This window comes from Actinosynnema sp. NPDC023658 (assembly GCF_040639995.1).
Classification (GTDB): Bacteria; Actinomycetota; Actinomycetes; order Mycobacteriales; family Pseudonocardiaceae; genus Actinosynnema.
In genome coordinates, this window is record NZ_JBFAAX010000003.1 from 28404 (window position 1) to 48979 (window position 20576).

The 20576-nt window shown below is 73.7% G+C and carries 17 protein-coding genes; 6 read left to right on the forward strand and 11 right to left on the reverse strand.

From position 1 onward, the window contains the following. Positions 1 to 145 precede the first annotated feature (145 nt). Positions 146 to 1015: a LysR family transcriptional regulator gene (locus AB0G02_RS00960; RefSeq protein ID WP_360787310.1), complete on the reverse strand. Its 870-nt coding sequence runs from the start codon at positions 1013 to 1015 to the stop codon at positions 146 to 148. Positions 1016 to 1069: 54 nt separating this feature from the next. On the opposite strand from AB0G02_RS00960, the gene AB0G02_RS00965 reads away from it, so the two are divergent. Beyond that, complete coding sequence (locus AB0G02_RS00965; RefSeq protein WP_360787313.1) at positions 1070 to 1258, forward strand: hypothetical protein; 189 nt, start codon at positions 1070 to 1072, stop codon at positions 1256 to 1258. A gap of 1 nt (position 1259) precedes the next feature. On the opposite strand, the gene AB0G02_RS00970 is transcribed toward AB0G02_RS00965, so the two are convergent. The 6 genes from AB0G02_RS00970 to AB0G02_RS00995 all read right to left on the reverse strand — a co-directional run bounded on the left by AB0G02_RS00970 (position 1260) and on the right by AB0G02_RS00995 (position 7387). After that, positions 1260 to 2438 (reverse strand): glycine C-acetyltransferase, encoded by a 1179-nt coding sequence (locus AB0G02_RS00970; protein WP_360787316.1) that lies wholly within the window; start codon positions 2436 to 2438, stop codon positions 1260 to 1262. Beyond that, positions 2438 to 3472, reverse strand: a complete 1035-nt coding sequence (gene tdh, locus AB0G02_RS00975) for an L-threonine 3-dehydrogenase (RefSeq protein WP_360787319.1) — start codon at positions 3470 to 3472, stop codon at positions 2438 to 2440. The genes AB0G02_RS00970 and tdh overlap by 1 nt, the downstream gene beginning before the upstream one ends. A gap of 36 nt (positions 3473 to 3508) precedes the next feature. After that, positions 3509 to 4987 (reverse strand): SDR family oxidoreductase, encoded by a 1479-nt coding sequence (locus AB0G02_RS00980; protein ID WP_360787322.1) that lies wholly within the window; start codon positions 4985 to 4987, stop codon positions 3509 to 3511. Between the two features lie 70 nt (positions 4988 to 5057). Next, positions 5058 to 5630: a DUF1707 domain-containing protein gene (locus tag AB0G02_RS00985; RefSeq protein ID WP_360787325.1), complete on the reverse strand. Its 573-nt coding sequence runs from the start codon at positions 5628 to 5630 to the stop codon at positions 5058 to 5060. 3 nt (positions 5631 to 5633) lie between these two features. Then, complete coding sequence (locus AB0G02_RS00990) at positions 5634 to 6284, reverse strand: response regulator transcription factor (RefSeq protein WP_360787328.1); 651 nt, start codon at positions 6282 to 6284, stop codon at positions 5634 to 5636. After that, positions 6281 to 7387, reverse strand: coding sequence for a DUF5931 domain-containing protein (locus AB0G02_RS00995; protein WP_360787393.1), 1107 nt, complete (start codon positions 7385 to 7387; stop codon positions 6281 to 6283). Before AB0G02_RS00995 ends, AB0G02_RS00990 begins: the two co-directional genes overlap by 4 nt. Positions 7388 to 7608: 221 nt before the next feature. Between AB0G02_RS00995 and AB0G02_RS01000 the strand changes: the two genes are divergently transcribed. Further along, positions 7609 to 8805: a diguanylate cyclase gene (locus AB0G02_RS01000; protein ID WP_360787331.1), complete on the forward strand. Its 1197-nt coding sequence runs from the start codon at positions 7609 to 7611 to the stop codon at positions 8803 to 8805. Here the strand turns inward: AB0G02_RS01000 and AB0G02_RS01005 are convergent. Further along, positions 8802 to 10001, reverse strand: coding sequence for an AI-2E family transporter (locus AB0G02_RS01005; RefSeq protein ID WP_360787333.1), 1200 nt, complete (start codon positions 9999 to 10001; stop codon positions 8802 to 8804). The two genes, AB0G02_RS01000 and AB0G02_RS01005, sit on opposite strands and share 4 nt — an antisense overlap. Positions 10002 to 10141: 140 nt before the next feature. Between AB0G02_RS01005 and AB0G02_RS01010 the strand changes: the two genes are divergently transcribed. The 3 genes from AB0G02_RS01010 to AB0G02_RS01020 all read left to right on the forward strand — a co-directional run bounded on the left by AB0G02_RS01010 (position 10142) and on the right by AB0G02_RS01020 (position 16930). Beyond that, positions 10142 to 12334 (forward strand): hypothetical protein, encoded by a 2193-nt coding sequence (locus AB0G02_RS01010; RefSeq protein ID WP_360787336.1) that lies wholly within the window; start codon positions 10142 to 10144, stop codon positions 12332 to 12334. Between the two features lie 169 nt (positions 12335 to 12503). Continuing rightward, positions 12504 to 13337, forward strand: a complete 834-nt coding sequence (locus AB0G02_RS01015) for a hypothetical protein (RefSeq protein ID WP_360787339.1) — start codon at positions 12504 to 12506, stop codon at positions 13335 to 13337. A 197-nt stretch (positions 13338 to 13534) separates the two neighbouring features. Then, positions 13535 to 16930: a chaplin family protein gene (locus tag AB0G02_RS01020; protein ID WP_360787342.1), complete on the forward strand. Its 3396-nt coding sequence runs from the start codon at positions 13535 to 13537 to the stop codon at positions 16928 to 16930. Positions 16931 to 17049: 119 nt separating this feature from the next. Here AB0G02_RS01020 and AB0G02_RS01025 read toward each other — a convergent pair whose 3' ends face one another. From AB0G02_RS01025 to AB0G02_RS01035, 3 genes are all read right to left on the reverse strand, one after another. Further along, positions 17050 to 17832, reverse strand: coding sequence for a GGDEF domain-containing protein (locus tag AB0G02_RS01025; RefSeq protein WP_360787345.1), 783 nt, complete (start codon positions 17830 to 17832; stop codon positions 17050 to 17052). A gap of 66 nt (positions 17833 to 17898) precedes the next feature. Further along, positions 17899 to 18783, reverse strand: a complete 885-nt coding sequence (locus tag AB0G02_RS01030; RefSeq protein WP_360787347.1) for an exonuclease domain-containing protein — start codon at positions 18781 to 18783, stop codon at positions 17899 to 17901. A 25-nt stretch (positions 18784 to 18808) separates the two neighbouring features. Beyond that, positions 18809 to 19366, reverse strand: a complete 558-nt coding sequence (locus tag AB0G02_RS01035) for a TetR/AcrR family transcriptional regulator (protein WP_360787350.1) — start codon at positions 19364 to 19366, stop codon at positions 18809 to 18811. Positions 19367 to 19587: 221 nt separating this feature from the next. On the opposite strand from AB0G02_RS01035, the gene AB0G02_RS01040 reads away from it, so the two are divergent. Next, positions 19588 to 20556, forward strand: a complete 969-nt coding sequence (locus AB0G02_RS01040; RefSeq protein ID WP_360787352.1) for an aldo/keto reductase — start codon at positions 19588 to 19590, stop codon at positions 20554 to 20556. The last annotated feature ends 20 nt before the right edge of the window (positions 20557 to 20576 follow it).

The following is a 20576-nucleotide window of genomic DNA, read 5'->3' on the forward strand; positions in this document are numbered from 1 at the left end:
GCGCTAACCCGCGAACGGGGGCCCGTACCCCCCGACGCGACCTCGCGTGGTGGTCGGGGATGGGATGGGGAAAACCGACGCGACCTCGCGTGGTGGTCGAGGGATGAGGGTGCGGAAGACGGGTGCGCACTCGCGTTGGGGCGGGTCAGGCGACGGCGTCCAGCAGGGCGTCCCGCACCAGCGCGATCAGGGGGTGGTCCTCGCTGCCCCGCCGCACGGCCGCGACCACGCGGCGCAGCGGGGCCGTCCCCGAGACCGGCACACCGCGCACGGCGTTGCGCGGGACCAGGGCCACGCCCGCGCCGGCGTGCACGAGTGCGCCGATGGCCCGGAAGTCGTCGGACGTGTGCGTGATGCGGGGCGCGAAGCCGGCGTGCTCGCAGGCCAGCTGCACCACGTCCCGGACCGGGTTGCCGGGCAGCGTCACGACCCAGTCGTCGTCCGCGAGGTCGGCCAGCTCCACCTCCGCCCGCCCGGCCAGCCGGTGCTCCGGCGGCAGCACCACGTCGAACGGCTCGGTGTAGAGCGGGAAGCGGGTCAGCCTCCGGTCGTCGGTCCGCAGCCGGTACTCCTCGGTGATCGCCAGGTCGATCTCGCCGTCGAGCAGCAGCGGCACGCTGGCGTGCCCCTCCACGTCGCGCACCCGCAGCGTCACGCCCGGCGCGGACGCCCGCAGCGCCGCCAGCGCGGGCGCCACGACCTGCGTGATGGCCGACGCGAAGCTGCCCACCTCGACCCGGCCGGTGCTGCCCGAGCTGAACGCGGCCAACGTCGCCTGCGCCCGCTCCAGCTCCGCGGCCACCGCGTTGGCGTGCCGGACCAGCAGCTCGCCGGCCGCCGTCAACGACACCCGCCGCCCGCGCCGCCGCAGCAGCGGGTGCCCCACCTCGGACTCCAGGGCGGCCAACTGCTGGGACACCGCGGACGGCGTCAGGTGCAGTGCCTGGGCCGCCGCCGTCACGGTGCCGTGGTCCGCGAGCGCGCGCAGCACCCGCAGCCGTCGTGGGTCGATCACCGGTCGATCCTCACCCGGTCGTGCGCGCCCGGTGCCCGTGGGGTACCAAGGGGCATGAGCTCCACCAACCGCACGTCGAGCCTGGTCGTCGCCGGGCTCGGGCTGCTCGTCCTGGTCGTGTTCGGCGTCGTCGTGCCCAGCGCGCGGGCCGGCGGGTTCGAGGTGGACGGCACGGTCGTCGTGCTGTCGCTCGTCGTGCCCGCGGTCCTGCTCGCGGTCCTCGGCCTGCGGGGCGAGCGCTAGCTCACATCCGCTCGCGGGCCGCCACGAACGCGTCCACCGCCCGGTTCACGTCGTCGGTGGAGTGCGCCGCCGACATCTGCGTCCGGATCCGGGCCTTGCCGTGCGGCACCACCGGGTAGGAGAAGCCGATCACGTAGATGCCCTGCTCCAGCAGCAGGTCGGCCATCCGGGACGCCCGCGCCGCGTCACCGATCATCACCGGGATGATCGGGTGCTCACCGGGCAGCAGGTCGAAGCCCTCCCGGGTCATCCGCGAGCGGAACAGGGCGGTGTTCTCGCGCAGCCTGGTCAGCAGCTCGCCGGACGAGCTGAGCAGGTCGAGCGCGGCGATCGCGGCGGCGGTGATCGACGGCGCCAGCGAGTTGGAGAACAGGTACGGCCGCGACCGCTGCCGCAGCATCTCCACGATCTCCGCCCGCCCGGAGGTGTAGCCGCCGCTCGCGCCGCCGAGCGCCTTGCCGAGCGTGCCGGTGACGATGTCCACCCGGTCCTGCACGCCGAACAGCTCGGGCGTGCCGCGACCGTTCGGGCCGGTGAAGCCGACGGCGTGCGAGTCGTCGACCATGACCAGCGCGTCGTACCGCTCGGCCAGGTCGCAGATGTCGTCCAGCGGCGCGAGGTAGCCGTCCATGGAGAACACGCCGTCGGTGGCGATCAGCCGGTAGCGGGCGTCGGCGGAGTCCTTGAGCTGACGCTCCAGGTCGTCCATGTCCCGGTTCTTGTAGCGGTACCGCCGCGCCTTCGACAGCCGGACGCCGTCGATGATCGAGGCGTGGTTGAGCTCGTCGGAGATGATCGCGTCGTCGGCGCCGAGCAGGGTCTCGAACAGGCCGCCGTTGGCGTCGAAGCACGAGCTGTACAGGATCGTGTCCTCCGTGCCGAGGAACTCCGACAGCCGCTGCTCCAGCTCCTTGTGGGGCTCCTGCGTGCCGCAGATGAACCGCACCGACGCCATGCCGAAGCCCCACCGGTCCAGCGCCTCGTGCGCGGCCCGGACCAGTTGGGGGTGGTCGGCCAGGCCGAGGTAGTTGTTGGCGCAGAAGTTCAGCACCTCGTCGCCCGAGCCGACCCGGACGGAGGCGTTCTGCGGTGTGCCGATGACCCGTTCGGCCTTGTAGAGCCCGGCCGCGCGGATCTCGTCCAGGCCGGCCCGCAGGTCCTCGCGCATCGCGCCGTACATCAGTGAGCTCCCGTCCAGTCGAGGATGACCTTGCCGCACTTGCCCTCGCGCGCCGTCGCGAAGGCCTCCGCGAACGCCGTGTGGTCGAACCGGTGCGTGATCACCGGCGTCAGGTCGAGGCCGCGTTGCAGCAGCACGGACATCGAGTACCAGGTCTCGAACATCTCCCGGCCGTAGATGCCCTTGATGTGCAGCATCTTCAGCACGACGCTGCCCCAGTCGACGGCGAACTCCTCGGCGGGCAGGCCCAGCATGGCGATCCGGCCGCCGTGGGTCATGTTGCCGATCATCTCCTGCAGCGCGATCGGCCTGCCGGACATCTCCATGCCGACGTCGAAGCCCTCGGACATGCCCAGCTCGGACTGGGCCTCCGAGATCGTGCGCTCCGCGACGTTGAGGGCCAGGTCGACGCCGACCTTGCGGGCCAGTTCCAGCCGGTGCTCGCTGACGTCGGTGATGACGACGTTGCGCGCGCCCGCGTGCTTGGCCACGGCCGCCGCCATGATCCCGATCGGGCCCGCACCGGTGATCAGCACGTCCTCACCGAGGACCGGGAACGACAGCGCGGTGTGCACGGCGTTGCCGAAGGGGTCGAAGATCGCCGCCACGTCCAGGTCGACGGGCGCCCGGTGCACCCAGGCGTTCTCCTCGGGCAGCACCACGTACTGCGCGAACGCGCCGTCGCTGTGCACGCCCAGGCCGCGCGTGTGCGCGCACAGGTGCCGCCGCCCCGCCTTGCAGTTGCGGCACGAGCCGCAGACCAGGTGGCCCTCGCCGCTGACCAGGTCACCGACCCGGACGCCGGTCACCGCCGGGCCGGTCTCCACGACCTCCCCGACGAACTCGTGGCCGACGACGAGCGGCGCGTGGATGTTGTGCGCGGCCCACTCGTCCCACGAGTCGATGTGCAGGTCGGTGCCGCAGATGCCGGTGCGCAGCACCCGGACGACCACGTCACCGGGGCCGGGGGTGGGGTCCGGGACGTCGGTCAACGACAGACCCGGGCCGGCGGTCGTCTTGACCAGTGCCTTCATGCGGGCGAGTGTGCCCCCGGCCCCTTGTGCAGTCCATCAGGACTTTCTGAATTCACTCGTAAGTTGAGCTTCATTGACGATGTTGCGGACCATGCCGCCGAACACCAGCCCGTGGAACGGCCACACCAGCCACCAGTACAGGTGCCCGGCCAACCCGCGCGGCACGAACACGGCCCGCTGCCGGTAGGTCGAACCGCGGTCCCCGTCCTCGATGACGCGCAGCTCCAGCCACGCCGAACCGGGCACCCGCATCTCCGCGCGCAGCCGCAGCAGCCGCCCGCGGTCGAGCTCCTCCACCCGCCACCAGTCCAGCGCCTCACCGACCTGCAGCCGCCTCGGGTCACGCCGACCGCGCCGCAGCCCCACGCCGCCGACCAGCCGGTCCAGCCAGCCGCGCACGGCCCAGGCCAGCGGGAACGAGTACCAGCCGTGCTCGCCGCCGATGCCCTCCACGACCTGCCACAGCCGGTCCGGCGACGCCGGGGTCCACCGCTCGCGCACGTCGACGTACGACGAGCCGCCGGACCAGTCCGGGTCGGTGGGCAGCGGGTCGGCGGACGCGCCCGGCACCGACGCGCCGGACCAGCGGGTCTCCACGTCGGCGTCGCGCACCCTGGCCAGCGCCAGCGCGACCGCCCGGTCGTAGCCGGTGTTCTCGCCGGGCAGGTAGTCCTCCACGTCGTGCTCCCGGCACACCACCTCGTGCACCAGCGACTCGATCAGCGGCGCGGCGATCGACCGGGGCACGGGCGTCACCAGGTTCACCCAGTGCGCGGACAGCCCCGGCGTGAGCAGCGGCACCGGCAGCACGCGCCGCGCCGGCAGCCCGGCCACCCGCGCGTACCGGAGCATCATCTCCAGGTAGGTGAGCACGTCCGGGCCGCCGACGTCGAACGACCGGTTCACGGGGGTGCCGTCCGCCTCTGGGGGGAGCCGCACCGCGCCCACCAGGTACCGCAGCACGTCCCGCACCGCGATCGGCTGCACCCGGTTGTGCACCCAGCGCGGCGTGACCATGACCGGCAGCCGCTCGGTCAGGTAGCGCAGCATCTCGAAGCTCGCGGACCCCGACCCGATGATCACCGCCGCCTGGAGCACCGCGGCGGGCACCGCGCTGCGCAGGAACACGTCCCCGACCTCCTTGCGCGAGGCCAGGTGGGGCGACAGCGCCACCCCCGGCGGGTGCAGCCCGCCCAGGTAGACGATCCGCTGCACGCCCGCGTCCTCGGCGGCGCGCGCGGTGTTCTCGGCCGCCCGCCGGTCCGCGTCGGCGAAGTCCGCGACGTTCAGCGAGTGGACCAGGTAGTGCACGACGTCGACGTCCCGCATCGCCTCCCGCAACGACGCCGGGTCGAGCACGTCACCACGCACCACCTCGACCTGCCCGGCCCACGGCACGTCGCGCAGCTTGCGCGGATCGCGGGCCAGGCACCTGACCCGGTGGCCCTCCGCGAGCAACCGGGGCACGAGCCGTCCGCCGAGGTACCCGGTCGCGCCGGTCACGAGGCAGTGCACACCACGATCCTCGTCCGCCGCGCGGCGTCGCGCAGGACGGGAGCGCGCACCGCACCCGGTCCGGGCGCGGTCAGGCGTGCCGGAGCCGGCGCAACCTCTTCTTCCTGATCTCCAGGTTGCCCGCGCGCACCTGACCGTGGACGACGAAGTGCGGGCGACCGTTCAGGCCCGTGCCCACCTTGTCCTTGAGGTTGCCCGCCGACAGCTCGACGCCCTCGGCGTTGACCGTCGCGCCGTCCGGCAGCAGCAGCTTCACCGAACCGGCGGTCACGTCCAGCTCGATGTCCACCACCGCGTGCGGGATGGTCGCCTCGCGGAAGTCCAGGTCCGTCGACCCCATCCGGTTGCGCACGACGAGTTGGCGCGGCACGGTCCAGTTGCCCTTGCGGTTGACCGTCGACATGGTCGACCTGAGCTCCTGCCGGTCCTGCGGCATGGCCAGGACCTGCTCGTTGTGCACCATGCCCGGCAGGTCCAGCAGCACCGCGTTGAGCTGGCCGCGGGTGCGCGCGGCCAGCGCGGTGTCGGTGCGCTCGGTGAACTCGTCCAGCGTGATCAGCCCCCGGCCGATCGCCTTCTGCAGCAGGCCGACGACGTGCTCGCGCTCCGCGTCGGAGACCCGGAAGTCCTTGGGGTCGGTCATGGCTCAGTCCTCCGGCTCGACGTCGAGGCCGTGCTCGATCGCGTACCGCGCCAGCTCGACGCGGTTGTGCAGTTGGAGCTTGCGCAGGGTGGACTGCACGTGGTTCTCCACCGTGCGGTGCGAGATGACCAGCCGGTTCGCGATCTGCCGCGCCGTCAGCCCCTTGGCCACCAGCCGCAGCACCTCGGTCTCCCGCTCGGTGAGCTGCGGCTTGTCCTCGTCCGGCGTGGCGGCCATCCGCCGGTACTCGCCGAGCACCAGTCCCGCCAGGCCCGCGGTGAACACCGCGTCACCGGCCGCGGTCCGGTTCACCGCCTCCACCAGCTCCTCGGCCGACGCCGACTTCACCAGGTAGCCGGAGGCACCCGCCTTCACCGCTTCCAGTACGTCGCTGTGCTCGCCGCTGGCCGACAGCACCAGCACCCGGGTCCCCTCCAGTGACCCGGTGATCACCGTGGTCGCCTCCACCCCCGTCGTCTCGCCCAGGTTGAGGTCCATCAGCACCACGTCGGGCCGCACCGCGCGGGCGATCCGCACCGCCGACGCGGCGTCGCCCGCGGTGGCGACCACCTCGAAGCCGCGCTCGGACAGGTCGCGCGCGACACCGTCGCGCCACAGCGGGTGGTCGTCCACCACCATCACGGAAACGCTCATCGGAAAACCCGCACCTCCCATTCGGTGCCCTCCCCCGGCCCCGTCTGCAGCTCAAGGGTGCCACGCAGCGACTCCACCCGGCCGCGGATGGACTGGGCCACCCCCATCCGGCCCTCCGCCTCGGCCGAGGCCAACCGGCCCTCGGGGATGCCGGGGCCGTCGTCGCGGATGCTGATCACGACCTCCTCACCGAGGTCCTCCAGCAGCACCCAGGCCCGCGCGTCCTCCCCCGCGTGCTTGTCCACGTTGGACAGCGCCTCGCGCACCACGGCGGTCAGCTCGAACGCCGTGCCGGCCGGCAGCATCACCTGCGTGGCCGGGGTGGACACCTGGAACCGGGACGTGGCGAGCAGCTGCAGCGCCGGCCGCAGGTCCGCGTCACCGTCCACGGTGGACTCCGTCGGCGCGGCGGCCACCAGGGACCGCAGCGCGACCTCCTGCTCACCGGCCAGCTCGGCCAGCTCTGCGGCCTCACCGCCGAGCTCCGTGCCGCGCTTGCGCACCCGGGCGAGCACCTGGAGCACGCCGTCGTGGATGGACCGCGCGAGCCGCTCGCGCTCCGCCGTGGCCGCCTCGGTCCGCAACGCCTGCGCCAACCGCACCGCCGAGCGCCGCGCCGTGGTCGACGCCATGCCCACCACGAAGCCCGCGCCGGCCAGCAGCACCACGTCCCGCACCAGGTCGACCGACAGCTCGCGGCGGTTGAGGTAGGTGCTCAAGCCGACCACGAACCCCGCCACCGCCCCCGCGGCCTGGCCGCCGAGCGCGCCCGCCGCCACCGCCGGGCCGCACGCCCAGATCGTGGTGATCAGCGGGACGTCGAACAGGAACTGGGAGTCCGTCATGATCAGCGGGGAGAGCGACATCAGCCCGCACGCCACGACCAGGTCCGCGACCACGATCCACGTCCGCCGGCCGTTCGGCCGGCTGAAGGCCTGGATGGTGAACGCCGACCACAGGGCCATCGCCCCGATCGTCACCCACGCCAGCCAGGTGCGCTCGTACTCGCCGTGCTGGTCGACCGCGTTGCCCAGGGCGAACAGGAACGTCACCACGCGCAGCGCCACGGTTCCCCGCCAGAGGTGCGCGACGGGGTCCTCCATGGCCTCGGTCCCCTGGTCGGCCGGCTTTGCTCGCACGGTGTGCTCCCTTCCCGCCCAATCTTGCCGTGTCGGAGTGGCGCGGCTAACCCCCAGGTGGCCGTCTGTTCCGATACCGACACATGTGGAAGGCTGGCGGGGGTCACCGAGCGTGATCCCGCCGAGCCCGGTTCCCTCCCGGTGGAGATCGCGCCCCGGGTTGCCGCGGCGAGGGAGGGCCGAGCGTGCGCCACTGGCCGTTGTGGACGCTGAAGCGCCCCGCGCTGGCCTACTGGCTGCTGGTGGACCTCCTCGCGCTGACCGTCGCCGGGTACGTGATCGTGACGTCCGCCCAGCCCACGTCCGGTCAGATCGGCCGGTTCGCCGCCATCGCCGGCACCGCGGGCGCGGTGATCATCGGCAGCTCCATCTACAGCCACCGGGTCGGTGAGGCCGCGCGCAACCCGTGGGCCGCGCACCTGTGCTACCTCACCGCGGGCCTGGTCACGCTGCCGTGCAACCTGCTCGTCCTGCTGCTCTTCGGCCCCGCGCTGCACGGCGTGCTGACCCAGCGCCCCGAGTCGCACCGCTGGGTGTTCACCCTCTCCGCGACGACGTTGGCCGTGTTCGGCACCCGCTACGCGATCGGCTGGGCCGCGCCCAGCACCGACCTCGCGGTCATGGTGCTCGGCGCGACCGTGCTGCTCGTGCTGCGGGCCGGCCTGATCGCGCTCGGCCTGAAGCTGCGCAGCCCGCACGCGTCGGGCGAGGAGGTCGTGGGCGAGCCGATCGACGCGGTGCTCGGCGTCGTCGCGGTCAGCATCGGCGGTCTCATGGGCTTCGTCGCCATCACCACCCCGGTGCACGCGCTGATGGCCGGACCGCCGCTGGCCCTGCTGGAACGCGCGGCCCAGCTGCCGCAGTGGCGGCGCTCCGCGCAGCGCGACGCCAAGACCGGCCTGGCCAACGCCGTGCACTGGGACGGGAGGGCGCGCTACGAGCTGTCCAAGGCCCGGGTCCGCGAGCGGCCGATGGCCGTGATGCTGCTCGACCTCGACCACTTCAAGCGGGTCAACGACGAGGTCGGCCACCTGGCGGGCGACTCGGCGCTGAGCGCGGTGGCGCTGCTGCTCACCAGCACGGTCCGGCGCGGCGACCTGGTCGGCCGCTTCGGCGGTGAGGAGTTCGTCGTGCTGCTGCCCGACGCGGAGCCCGCCATCGCCCGGTCCGTGGCCCAGCGCGTGCGGCACGCCGTGGCCGAGCTGGCCGTGCCCACCGTGGGCACCGACGGCCGGGAGCACCTGCTCACCGGCCTCACCGTCAGCATCGGCGTGGCGACCACCCAGCGCTTCGGCTACGAGCTGCCGGACCTGCTGGTGGCCGCCGACGCCGCCCTGCTCGCCGCCAAGGGCTACGGCCGCAACCTGGTCGAGATGGCCTAGCCCTGCTGCTTGCCGCTGTGCTCCGCGGTGGGGTCCTCGCTGTCGTCGATGTCCTCGACCCGGTCCCCGCCCGTGTCCACCGGACCGCTCTCCTGCGGCTCCAGCACGTCCACCTCGCGCGGCTCCACGCCCTTGTCCGACTCCGACAGCAACGACCTGATCCCCGAGTTCAGCACCGCCAGCAGCGGCACGGACAGCAGCGCGCCCGCGATGCCGCCCACGACGAGGCCGGTGGTGATCGCCAGCACCACGGCCAGCGGGTGCAGCTTCACCGCACGACCCAGCAGCAGCGGCTGGAGCACGTGGGACTCCAGCTGCATCACGCCGATGAGCACCGCCAGGATGATCAACGCCTCCAGCGGCCCGTTGGCCACCAGCGCGACCAGCACCGCCACCGCGCCGGTGATCACCGCGCCGACGATCGGGATGAACGCGCCGAGGAACACCAGCGCCGACAGCGGCACGACCAGCGGCACGTCCACGATCCACAGGCCGATGCCGACGCCGACCGCGTCCACCACCGCCACCAGCGCGGTCGCCCGCACGTAGGACACCAGCGAGGCGAACCCGCGCCGACCCGCCACGTCCGCCCGACCGCGCACGTCGTGCGGCACGATCCGGACCAGGAACCGCCAGATCCCGTCGCCGTCGTGCAGGAAGAAGATGAGCGTGAACAGGGCCAGGATCAGCCCGGTCAGCAGCTCGCCGACGGTGGCCGCCGTGGTGATCGCGCCCGACGTGATCTCGGACTGGTTCTCCTTGACCGTCTCCACCACCCGGTCGAGGTACTGCTGGAGTTGGAGGTCGCTCAGGTGCAGCGGCCCGGCCTTGAGCCACTCCTGGATCGTCTCCAGGCTCGCGCTGACCTGCTCCTGCAGCTGCGGCAGGCCCTTGGAGAACTCGGTGATCACGAACGTGAGCACCCCGCCGACCACCGCGATCCCGCCGACCAGCACCACGGCCGTGGCCAACCCGCGCGGGATGCCCGCCCGGTTCAGCTGCGACACCGCGGGCGACAGCAGCGCGGCCAGCAGCAGCGCCACACCGGCCGGGATGACGATCGTGGCCAGGAACCCGACCACCTGGAACACCACGTAGAGGGCGGCGACCACGGCCACGAACCGCCAGCTCAGCGCCGCCGACACGCGCAGCAGCCCGGGCACCCTGTCGCCGACCTTCGAATCCGTCCCCGTCACGCCGATCACGGTAGTCCGCCGGACGCCCGCGAGTGGGTTGGTCGGCCACCGCGGGTCTCCGGCGGGGGCATGGCGGATCACACGTGGCGATTTCCCCCGAAGGCCGGCGCGACCGGCGTCCCGGGTGATCGGATCGGCACGTGAGCGCCGAGGGGACCGTCGAGGACGCCGTGCGCGCCGCGTTCGCCGCCGGGCGTCCGCTGCGGTTCGACCCCGGTACGCCCGCGCGCGACCGCACGGTCCGCGGCGAGCTGCTGTCCTCGCTGCTCGTCGGCGGAGGGCGGGGCGCCGCCCTCCGGCTCGTCGGCGCGGAGGTCGTCGGCTCGTTCGCGCTCGAAGGCGCGCGGGTCGAGCACGTGGTCGACTTCCTGGACTGCGCGTTCGAGCAGCCGCCGGACCTGCGCATGGCCCACCTGGTCGGCCTGCGGATGCGCGGCTGCCGGATGCCCGGCCTGCGGGGCCGCAACCTGCGGGTCGGCAGCGACCTCGCGCTGGAGGCCGGGTTCACCAGCGACGGCGTGGTCGACCTGACCGACGCCTCGGTCGACGGCACGTTCCGGCTGGCCGGCGCGGTGCTGCGCAACCCCGGCGGCGACCACGCCCTGCTCGCCGCCCGCATCCGCCTGTCCGGCTCGCTGCAGGCCTCCGCCCTGCGCGCCGACGGCGAGGTGCGGCTGCGCGGCGCGAACGTCGGCGGCAACGTCCACCTCGGCGGCGCGCGCCTGCTCAACGCGGGCCAGAACGCCTTCGACGCCACCGGCGCCACCATCGCGGGCACCCTGTTCTGCGACGCCGAGGGCGGCCGGTTCACCACCGAGGGCCGCGTCCTGCTCGACGGCGCGCGGGTCGGCGGCAGCGTCGTGTTCTCCGGCGCCCGCCTGCACGCCAGCGTGGTCGAGCACCCGGTCCTGGTGATACCGCGCGGCACCGCCGACGAGGCCGCCGCGCTCGTCGCGGACCGCATCCGGGTGGAGGGCAACGTGGAGCTGGACGACGGCTTCACCTCGTCCGGCACGGTCCGCCTGCCCAACGCCGACATCGGCGGCTACCTGAGGCTGTCCGGCGCGGTCATCGGCCGCCGGGACGTGGTGGAGGAACTGGCCGACCACACCGGCGAGGTCGTCCAGCGCATCCCGGTGGCCCTGCACGCGGACGGCATCCAGGTACGCGGCGACCTCGAAGCCCGCGGCGCCGTCAACGGCGGCTTCCGCGGCGACGGCGAGCGCGACTCCGCGCTGAAGGCCTACGGCCAGGTCCGCCTCGTGGACGCGCACGTGCGCGGCAGCGCGTCGCTGTCCGGCGTCGAGCTGCACGGCCCCGGCATCGACGTCCTGTTCGCGGACCGGCTGCGGATCGGCGGCACGCTGTTCCTCCGCGACCTGCGCGCGCTGGGCTCGCTGCGCCTGCAGAACGCCGAGATCGGCTCCACCCTCGACTGCTCCGGCGCGTCCCTGCTCTCCCCGCGCCGCCGCCCGGACGGCACGCTGAAGCCGTCGCTGGACGCCCGGGTCGCCACCATCGGCAAGGACTTCCTGTGCAGCCACGGCTTCACCGCCGCGGGCGGCGTGCGGATCCGGCTGGCCGAGGTCGGCAAGATGGCCACGTTCGCCGGCGCCCGGCTGGGCGGCCCCGGCAGCGACATCGCGTTGAACGCCTACGGCCTCACGGTGAGCCAGCTCGTGCTGCGCCTGTCCGAGGACCGCGTCCCGGTCGGCCGGGTGGTGCTCACCCGGGTCAGCGCGGCCACGGTGATGGACGGGCCCGGCCTGTGGGCCGCGACCGGCGGGGTGGCCGTGGAGGACTTCACGTTCCGCTCGATCGCGTCCACGCCGCACGTCGACGTGCGCACCCGGCTGCGGTGGCTGCGCGAGGTGCAGCCGGACTTCGCGCCCGGACCGTACGAGCAGCTCGCCGCCGTCTACCGCGACGGGGGCGAGGAGGAGCTGGCGCAGCTCGTGCAGCTGGAGAAGCAGCACCGGCGCTACTCCGAGCTCGGCGTCGCGGGCCGCGTGTGGGGGTTCCTCCAGCGCTGGACGGTCGGCTACGGCTACCGCCCGTGGCTCGCGATCGCCTGGCTGACCGCGTTCTGGCTGGTCGGCTCCGGCTGGTTCCTGGGTCACGAGATGCCCAAGCTCAACGACGACGAGTCGCCGTCGTGGAACGCGTGGCTGCTGTCGATGGACCTGCTGATCCCGATCGTCGACCTCGGCCAGGACGGCAAGTGGCGGTTCAGCGGCGCCTCCCAGTGGATCTCCAGCGCGCTCATCGCAATCGGCTGGATCCTGGCGTCCACGGCGGCGGCCGGCGCGGCCCGCGTGCTCAAGCGCGTCTGATCACCGCCTGTGACTGTCGAAAACACAGCGTGTTCGTCACACGATCCGGCGAACCATGGTTGGAACCAGTGCGAGGGGACCTCGCCTGCTGGCACTCTCACGTCGTCGGCTTGATCACCTCGATCACCTCGCCGGCGAATCCCGGTGCTTTCGGCGGAGGAGTCCAGCGATGTCGCGCGTTGACCAGCGAGTGGGAACGGGGGCGAGCCGCGTTCGGCGGCTGCTCTCCCGCGCCCTGCTGGTCGTCGGCGGCACGGTGGCCGGCACCGCCGCGGCCTGGGCGCTGTCCACCTCCGCGGCCTCCGCGCAGGTACCGGTCGACCACGACGTGGTCACCGAGGTCGCGGGCGGCGGGCTGCACGGCTCGCTCTCCCCGCAGGAGTCGGTCGAGGCCGCGCTGGACCCGGTCCGCGCCACCCCGGTCGGCGACACTTCGGTCGGCCAGGCCGTGCAGGCGCTCGACACGGCGCTGAGCACCCCCCGGGTGCCCGAGCCGAGCCCGCCGAACCTGCGCCGGGTCGCGGACGACATCCGCGGCACCGTCCAGGGCGTCGGCGCGTTCTTCCAGCCCGGCCTGACCGAGCTGCTGCCCACCGACGCGGTCGTCGGCAGCCCGGCGAGCCAAGGCGTCACCCAGGCCACCCCGGCCACCACCGCCGTGCCGGTTCTCGCCGGCACCCCGGTGGTGCACGGGGTGTTCGACAAGCTCAGCCGGACGTGGCTCGACGTGCCCCGGCAGGCGGTCACCGCGCTGTCCGACACCGCCGTGCCCTCGTTGCCCGGCGACCCGTCCGGCCAGCCGTCGATGCCGTTCGCGCCCCTCGGCGCACCGGCCCACTGCTCCTGCGGTGGCGACGGCTCCGGTTCCGCCGGCGGCGGCAACGGCCCGTTCACGGTCGTCCACGCCGACCGCATCGACCCCGCAGTGGCCCGGGCTCTGTTCCCCGCCACCGAGCGGAACACCGTGACGCCGGGCAAGCAGCCCGGCATCACGCCCGACTGACCCAGCGCGCGGTCCGCGGCAGCTCATCGACGAGCTGACCCGGTAATCGACCGTCGCGCCGCTTCGCGTGCGCTCCCACTCCGGTCGAGATGCCGCGCTCCCCACCCCCTCTGATCCGGGTGGTCGTCGCCCTCGACGCGGTTGCCGCGTCCGACCGCCCTTCACCTCCCGCAAGGGAACCGAACGAAGGAGAACTCATGCAAACCTGGGCCAAGCGCGGTCTCAAGACCGCACTTGTCACGGGTGGTTTGCTGATGCTCGGTACGGGCATCGCTTCAGCCCAGGAGAACGTCAACCCCGACGCGAAGCCGAACCCGCTCGACGCGAAGGTTCGCGTTCCGCTCGACGTCGACCACAACAACCTGGGCAGCCTCGCCGGCAAGCACGAGCTGCCGGCGCTCCACCAGGAGATCGGCACGCCGAGCGCCGCCGACCTGCCCGTCCGCGACGCCGCCTCCCCCGCCAACCCCCTGCTGCGCACCACGCAGGAGCGGCTGTCCGGGGTCGACTCCACCGGCATGGCCCGCGGCAACACCGCGGACGCCGACGTGGTCGTGCCGGTCAGCGTCTGCGGCAACGCGATCGCGGCCGGCGGGGACGCCTTCAGCGACGGCGACTGCACGCAGTCCGCGGTCAGCGCGGGCCAGATCAAGACCGACGGCTCGTACGGCCCGCTGGCGGGCAACGTGGCGCACGGCGCCGCGGCGGTCTCCCCCCAGGTCAACGGCAACGCCGTCGCCGCCCTGGCCAACGCCGAGACCCGCACCACCTCCCGGCAGACCGCGATCGCGGGCGACGACGTCACGACCTCGGGCCGGGACGGCTCGCTGTCGGGCAACATCGCCGCCGTGCAGGGCGCGGTGCCGGCCCAGGTGACCAACAACGCGGTCGCCGCGGGGGGCAACGCCTACAGCGAGGCGTCGTCGTCCAACGACGCGCAGGCCACCGGCACGCTGACCACGACCGGCGACCGCAGCACCGCGGGCGGCAACGTCCTCGGCGTGCCGCTCGCCCCGGTCGTCGCGGTCACCGGCAACGGTGTCGGCGCGGCGGGCAACGCGGACGCGGCCACCGAGAACCGGGCGTCCTCCGACGCCGGCACGACCCACCTCGACGGCGGCGGCGTCCCGATGTGGACCGCCACCTCCGGCAACGACGGCACCCTCGCGGGCAACGTGGCGCAGCCCGCGCTGGCCGGCCCCGTCTCCGCGGGCGACAACACCCTGGCGGGCGGCGGCAACGCCCGCGTCGCCAACACGATGGACCACGACGCCGAGGCCGGTGGCAACAGCGTCACCTCCGGCCAGGACTCGGTGCTGTCGGGCAACTACGCCGACACCCCGATCGCGCTGCCGGTGTCCGGCGCGGGCAACGCGCTGTCCGGCGTGGGCAACACCTCCGCCGCGCACTCGAACACGGCCGGTGCGACCGCGGGCGGCGACACGTTCACCAACGGCGACCGGTCCGTGCTGTCCGCGAACTCGGCGAACCTGCCGCCCGCCGGCGCGGCCGACCTGTGCGGCAACGGCGTGACCGGCGGCGGTATCGCGGACGCCCAGTGCACCAACGACGTCACCGCCGACTCGGGCGGCTACAACGGCACGACCGGCAACGACGCGGTCGGCTCCGGCAACGTCGGCCAGGTCCCGGTGGGCCTGCCCGCCGAGGCGTTCGGCAACGGCGTCGGCGCGACCGGCACCCCCACCGGCCGGGCCACCGAGGACAAGACCGTCCGCTCCGGCCGGGTCGCGACCAGCGTCGACGACAACGGCACCGTGTCGAGCAACGTGGTGTCCGCCCCGACCGCCCTGGGCGGCCAGGTGTTCGGCAACTCGGGCGGCGCGGTCGCCAACCCGACCTCGCAGACCGACAGCGACACCGAGATCGACCTCGGCAGCCCGCCGCGGGCCAACGGCAAGCACGGGTCCGTGTCCGGCAACATCGTGCACGTGCCCACCTCCAACCCCGCCCAGGTGTTCGGCGACTCCGTGGTCGGCGTCGGCAACGGCTCGTCCGACACCACCAGCAAGCTCGACTCCCGGTCCGGTGGCACGGCCATCACCACCGGCGACGAGGGTTCGCTGTCGGGCAACGTGCTGTCGCTGCCGGAGGCGTCCTCGCCGCAGGTGTTCGGCAGCGCGGTCGGCGCGGGCAGCAACGTCGAGTCGGAGAGCCGCAACGAGTTCGGCTCGTACTCCGGCGGCGACGTGCAGACCTCCGGCGACGACGCGTCGTTCTCCGGCAACGGCATCGGCGCCCAGCCGTCGGTCCCGCTCCAGGTGTTCGGCGACGCCGTCACCGCGGCGGGCAACGGCCAGTCCACCACGGACAACGACACCGGCCTGATCGCCGGTGGTCGGCACCTGACGTCGGCCGAGGACGCCTCGTGGTCGGGCAACCTGCTCACCGCGCCGGCGGGCCTCACGCCGTCGGTGCACGGTGACGCCGCGACCGTCGGCGGTCTCGCGGACGCCGCGACCGCCAGCCGGTCGGACAGCCAGTCCGGTGGCGTGACCACCACCTCCGGTCGCGGCCCGGTCTCCGCGCACGACGTCGAGGTGCCCACCGAGGCGTTCGCCCGCGTGTTCGGCATCCCGGTCGACGTGCTCGGCACGGCCACCACGAACGCGCAGGACCGCAACGACGTGCGGACCGGCGAGGAGAAGGCCGACGACACGCGGGTCGACGGCATCCAGCTGCCGACCGCGATCGACAGCCTGCTGCGGGTCACCGAGCTGCCGAACATGGACGTCGTGCGCCGGCTGTCGACCTACCGGGTGCCGCTGAGCACCCCGGGTCTGGCGGAGCTGCGCACGCTGCCCATCTTCCAGGGCGTCAACCAGGTGGGCCCGGCGGCTCGCGCCGTGCTGGCCAACGCGCCGATGCCCCAGCTGCCCGACGCGTCCGACGTGGCCCTGCCCGCCTTGCCGAAGCCGGAGCTGCCGGCGTCCGACGCGCCGTTCACCTCGGTCGCCAAGGACGGGATGCCCGCCGAGCTGCCGTCGGAGCTGCCGACCCAGCTGCTGCCGATGATCGTGCCCGACGTGACCGCCGTGCCGTACGTCACCAAGCAGCTGCCGCGCGTCGGTGGGTTCGACGACCTGCGGCACGCCAAGCAGGCCCGCCACGGCCTGCCGGAGATCGACGGTGCCACGCACCACGTCAACCGCGCGGTGACCGCCGTGTCGGCGCTGACCCGCGCGCTGCGGCCCGCCGGTGCCGGTGAGCGCTCGTTCGGCGGCACCCTGCCGCTGGCCGGCGACCTCGAGGCCACGCAGGTCATCCCCGCCGTGGACGGCCTGCCGCTCAGCGGCGTGCCGGGCACCGCGGCCACCGGCCGCAGCCTGTCCACGCTGCCCGTGGCCGCCCCGGCCGGGCTGCCGTTCGTCCTGCCGGTCCCCGGTGTGGCGCAGCCGCGCAGCGAGTCCCCGATCGTGCCGCCGCTGTCGCTGAGCGGGATGAACGTCAACCCGCTGCAGGGTGGCGTCGGCCCGGCGGAGTTCGCCGGCACCGAGGCTCCCGCCCTGGCCGACATGGACGCTCGCGGCATGTTCCCCGCGCTCGAGGACACCGCCGTGATGCCGCGCATCTGATCCACCGATCCACACCCCCCGCCACGGGGCCCCGGCACTCACCGTGCCGGGGCCCGGCCTCGTTCCCGGAGTTGCCGGAGTCCCCGGAGGGCCGGGTTCCTCGGCGGTGCCGTCCGGGGTCACCGGCGCAGGCGTTCCTCCACGTGGGCGACCATCGAGTGCAGCGTCGCTTCGCCGTCGCTGGTCACCCAGCACACGCGCACGGCGGTGCGCACGCGGTCGCCGCCGAGCCGCACGGCCCTCCCGGCCAGCTCGCGCACCCGCGCCGCGACCGCCTCGCCGCTGCCGTTGGGGTGTTCCGCGACCACGGCGAACGAGTCGCCGCCGTACCGCGCCACCGTGTAGTCCGCCCGCAGCCCCTGCCGCAGCCGCTTCGCCAGCACGGTCAGCAGCTCGTCGCCGCGCTTGAAGCCGTGGGCCGCGTTGACCGCCGCCATCCGGTGCACGTCCGCCAGCACGAGGGACGCCAGGGTGCCCTGGGTGCGGGCCCGGATCAACGCCTGGTCGAGCCGGTCGAGCAGCAGCGCCCGACCGGGCAGCCCCGTCAGCGCGTCGAGCAGTCCCGCGCTGTGCGGCACGTCGGACTGGACGGGGCGCAGCAGCACCAGGACCTGGCCGCGCACCACGACGGGGTGGTACTCGGCCCAGACCTTCGCGTGCGGCAGGACCAGCGGGATGGTCAGCGGTGATCCGGTGCGCAGCACCTGCTCGGCCAGGTCGGCGCCGCTGGGCAGCGGCGCCCCGGAGTCGTCGAGGGCGCGGGCGTCACCGAGCAGCGACGACGCCATCGGGTTCGCGGCGAGCACGACGCCGCGCTCGTCCTGGAGCACTACCCCGACCGGCAGCTCCGAGACGAACTCGTCCCACACCGCACGTGAAGCCGTGGTCTGCACGGTACTCATAGGACTCGTGCCTTCCGCTGAGGCATGGCCTGTCCGTGAAGAGCCTCCCCGCGGGTTGCGGGCTTTTCAATAGGCCCGACGCCACCCGGTCCGGTGATCTTTGGCCGGCGGTGTAACGCCCAGCCTGTCCAGCATCCCGGCGAAGTCCTCTTCGGACACGATCGGCACCCGGTAGGCCCGCGCCCGCCGGGCCTTGCCGGACAGCGTGAACGGGTCGGCGGCGACGACGACCCGGGTCGCCTTGGTCACGTACCCCTGGCTGACCAGCCCGGCCGACGCGGCCCGGTCGACCCACACGTCGCGGGGCGCGTCCATCTGACCGGTGAACACCACGCGGTCGCCGTGCGCCAGGGTCACCGGTTCCGGTCGCCGCGGCGCCGCTGCGGCCGTGCCGCGGCGCACCTCGACCACCTCGGCGCCCGACCGGATCGGCGGCACGGGCTCGGCCTCGGGCACGCCGGAGGCGAGGTAGTGGGCGAACAACCGGGCCGTGGCGCGGGCGTCGTGCAACGCGGAGTGCGCCGATTCGAGCACCACGCCCGCCGCGTCGCAGCACGCCCGCAACGACCGCCCGGCCCGGTCCGGCAGGTACCGGTCGGCCAGCCGCATCGTGCACAGCCCGGTCACCGGCAGGTCCACGCCGGCGCGGGCGAACTCGGCGGTGAGGAACCGGGCGTCGAACGACAGGTTGTGCGCGACGACGACCCGTTCGGCCAGGCGGGCCGCCACGGTGCCGGCGGCCTGCGCGAACGTCGGCGCGTGCCACACGTCGGCCGCGCTGATCCGGTGCACGTGCTGCGGGCCGAGGTCGCGCCCGGGGTTGAGCAGGGTGCACCACTCGTCGGTCACCCGGCCGGCGTCGTCCAGCCCCACGACGGCCACCTCGACGATCCGGTCGGAACCGCGCGCGGCGAACCCGGTCGTCTCCACGTCGACCACGGCGTAGCCCATGATCGACGAACGATACCGATCATGCTCACCCGGTCAGCGCGCGGAGCACGAGGTCCACGACCGCGTCGGCGTGCTCGCCCGTCAGCGGGGCGGTCCGCAGGAACCACCGCTGGTACACCGGCCCCAGCAACAGCTCCACCGCCGCGGGCACGTCGACGTCGGCCCGCACCTGACCCAGCCGCCGGGCGGAGTGCAGCCGCTCCTCCAACGCCACGCGGCGCGGCATCAGCAGCAACGTCACCAGGTCCGTGCGGGCCTCGTGCACGAGCACCCGGCACACCTGGTCGAACCGCCGCTCGGCCAGTTCCTCGACCGCGGCCCGCAGCTCCCGCTTGAGGTCCACCGCCAGCACGCCGCTGGGCAGCGCGTCCGACTGGGCGGGGCCGAACTCCAGGAAGGCGTCGAACAGCAACGGGCCCTTCGACGGCCACCACCGGTAGATCGTCTGCTTGCCCACCCCGGCGCGGGCCGCCACCGCCTCGATGGTCAACCCGGAGTAGCCGAGCGCCTCGACCAACTCCAACGCGGCCAGGAGGATCGCCCGCCTCGAACGGTCGCTGCGCCGCGCCGCGTCGGGTGGCATCTTCCGATCGTATGCGCACTACAGCGGTGCGGGAATGATTTGCAACGGGACGACCAGGTGGCCGCGACCCGCACCCGGGCCGGTGCGGTGGTCCGCGATTTCCCGATTCGGCCGCGGGACGGGGTCCGCGCGCGGTTCAGTGGCGGGAGGAGGTCTTCGGGCGAGGAGGACGACGTGGAGCACACCCGGCTCGGTCGCAGCGGTCTGTCGGTGTCCGGCTGGTGCTCGGCACCATGAACTTCGGGCCGGAGACGTCCGAGCAGGACAGCCGGGCGATCATGGACCGCGCGCACGAGCACGGCATCGACTTCTTCGACACGGCCGACGTCTACGGCCGCAGCACCGGTCCGGGTGGGCGGGCCGGCGACGGGCCGGGCACCACCGAGCAGCTCATCGGCCGGTGGTTCGACACCGGCGGCGGTCGGCGGGACAGGACCGTGCTCGCGACCAAGGTGTACCTGCCGATGGGCGACCGGCCCAACGAGAACCGGTTGTCCGCGCTGCACGTCCGGCGGGCCTGCGAAGCGTCGCTGACCCGGCTGCGGACCGACCACCTGGACCTCTACCAGATGCACCACGTCGACCGGAGCACGCCGTGGGAGGAGGTCTGGGAGGCGTTCCACGTCCTGCGCCAGCAGGGGAAGGTGCTCTACTTCGGCTCGTCGAACTTCGCCGGGTGGCACATCGCGCAGGCGCAGGAGGCCGCCCGGTCGCGGCACCACCTCGGCCTGGTCAGCGAGCAGTCGATCTACAACCTGATGAACCGGTGGGTCGAGCTGGACGTGCTGCCGGCCGCGCGGCGGTACGGACTGGGCGTGATCCCGTGGTCCCCGTTGCAGGGCGGGGCGCTCGGTGGCGTCCTGCGCAAGCAGCGCGAGGGCGGCGCTTCCCGCGGCACGACCGGCCACGGTGCCGGCGCGCTGGCCGGGCACCGCGACGCCGTCGCCGCCTACGAGCAGCTGTGCGCCGACCTCGGGGAGGACCCGGCCCACGTGGGTCTGGCCTGGCTGCTCGCGCAGGACGGCGTGACGGGACCGGTCATCGGACCGCGGACGGTCGCGCAGCTCGACGGCTCGCTGCGCGCGCTGTCCATCACGCTCGACCGGGACACCCTGGCCAGGCTGGACGAGCTGTTCCCGCCACCCGGCCCCCGCGGCGCGCAGCCGGCCCCCGAGGCGTACGCCTGGTGACCGTCGGCTCCCCGCCCCAC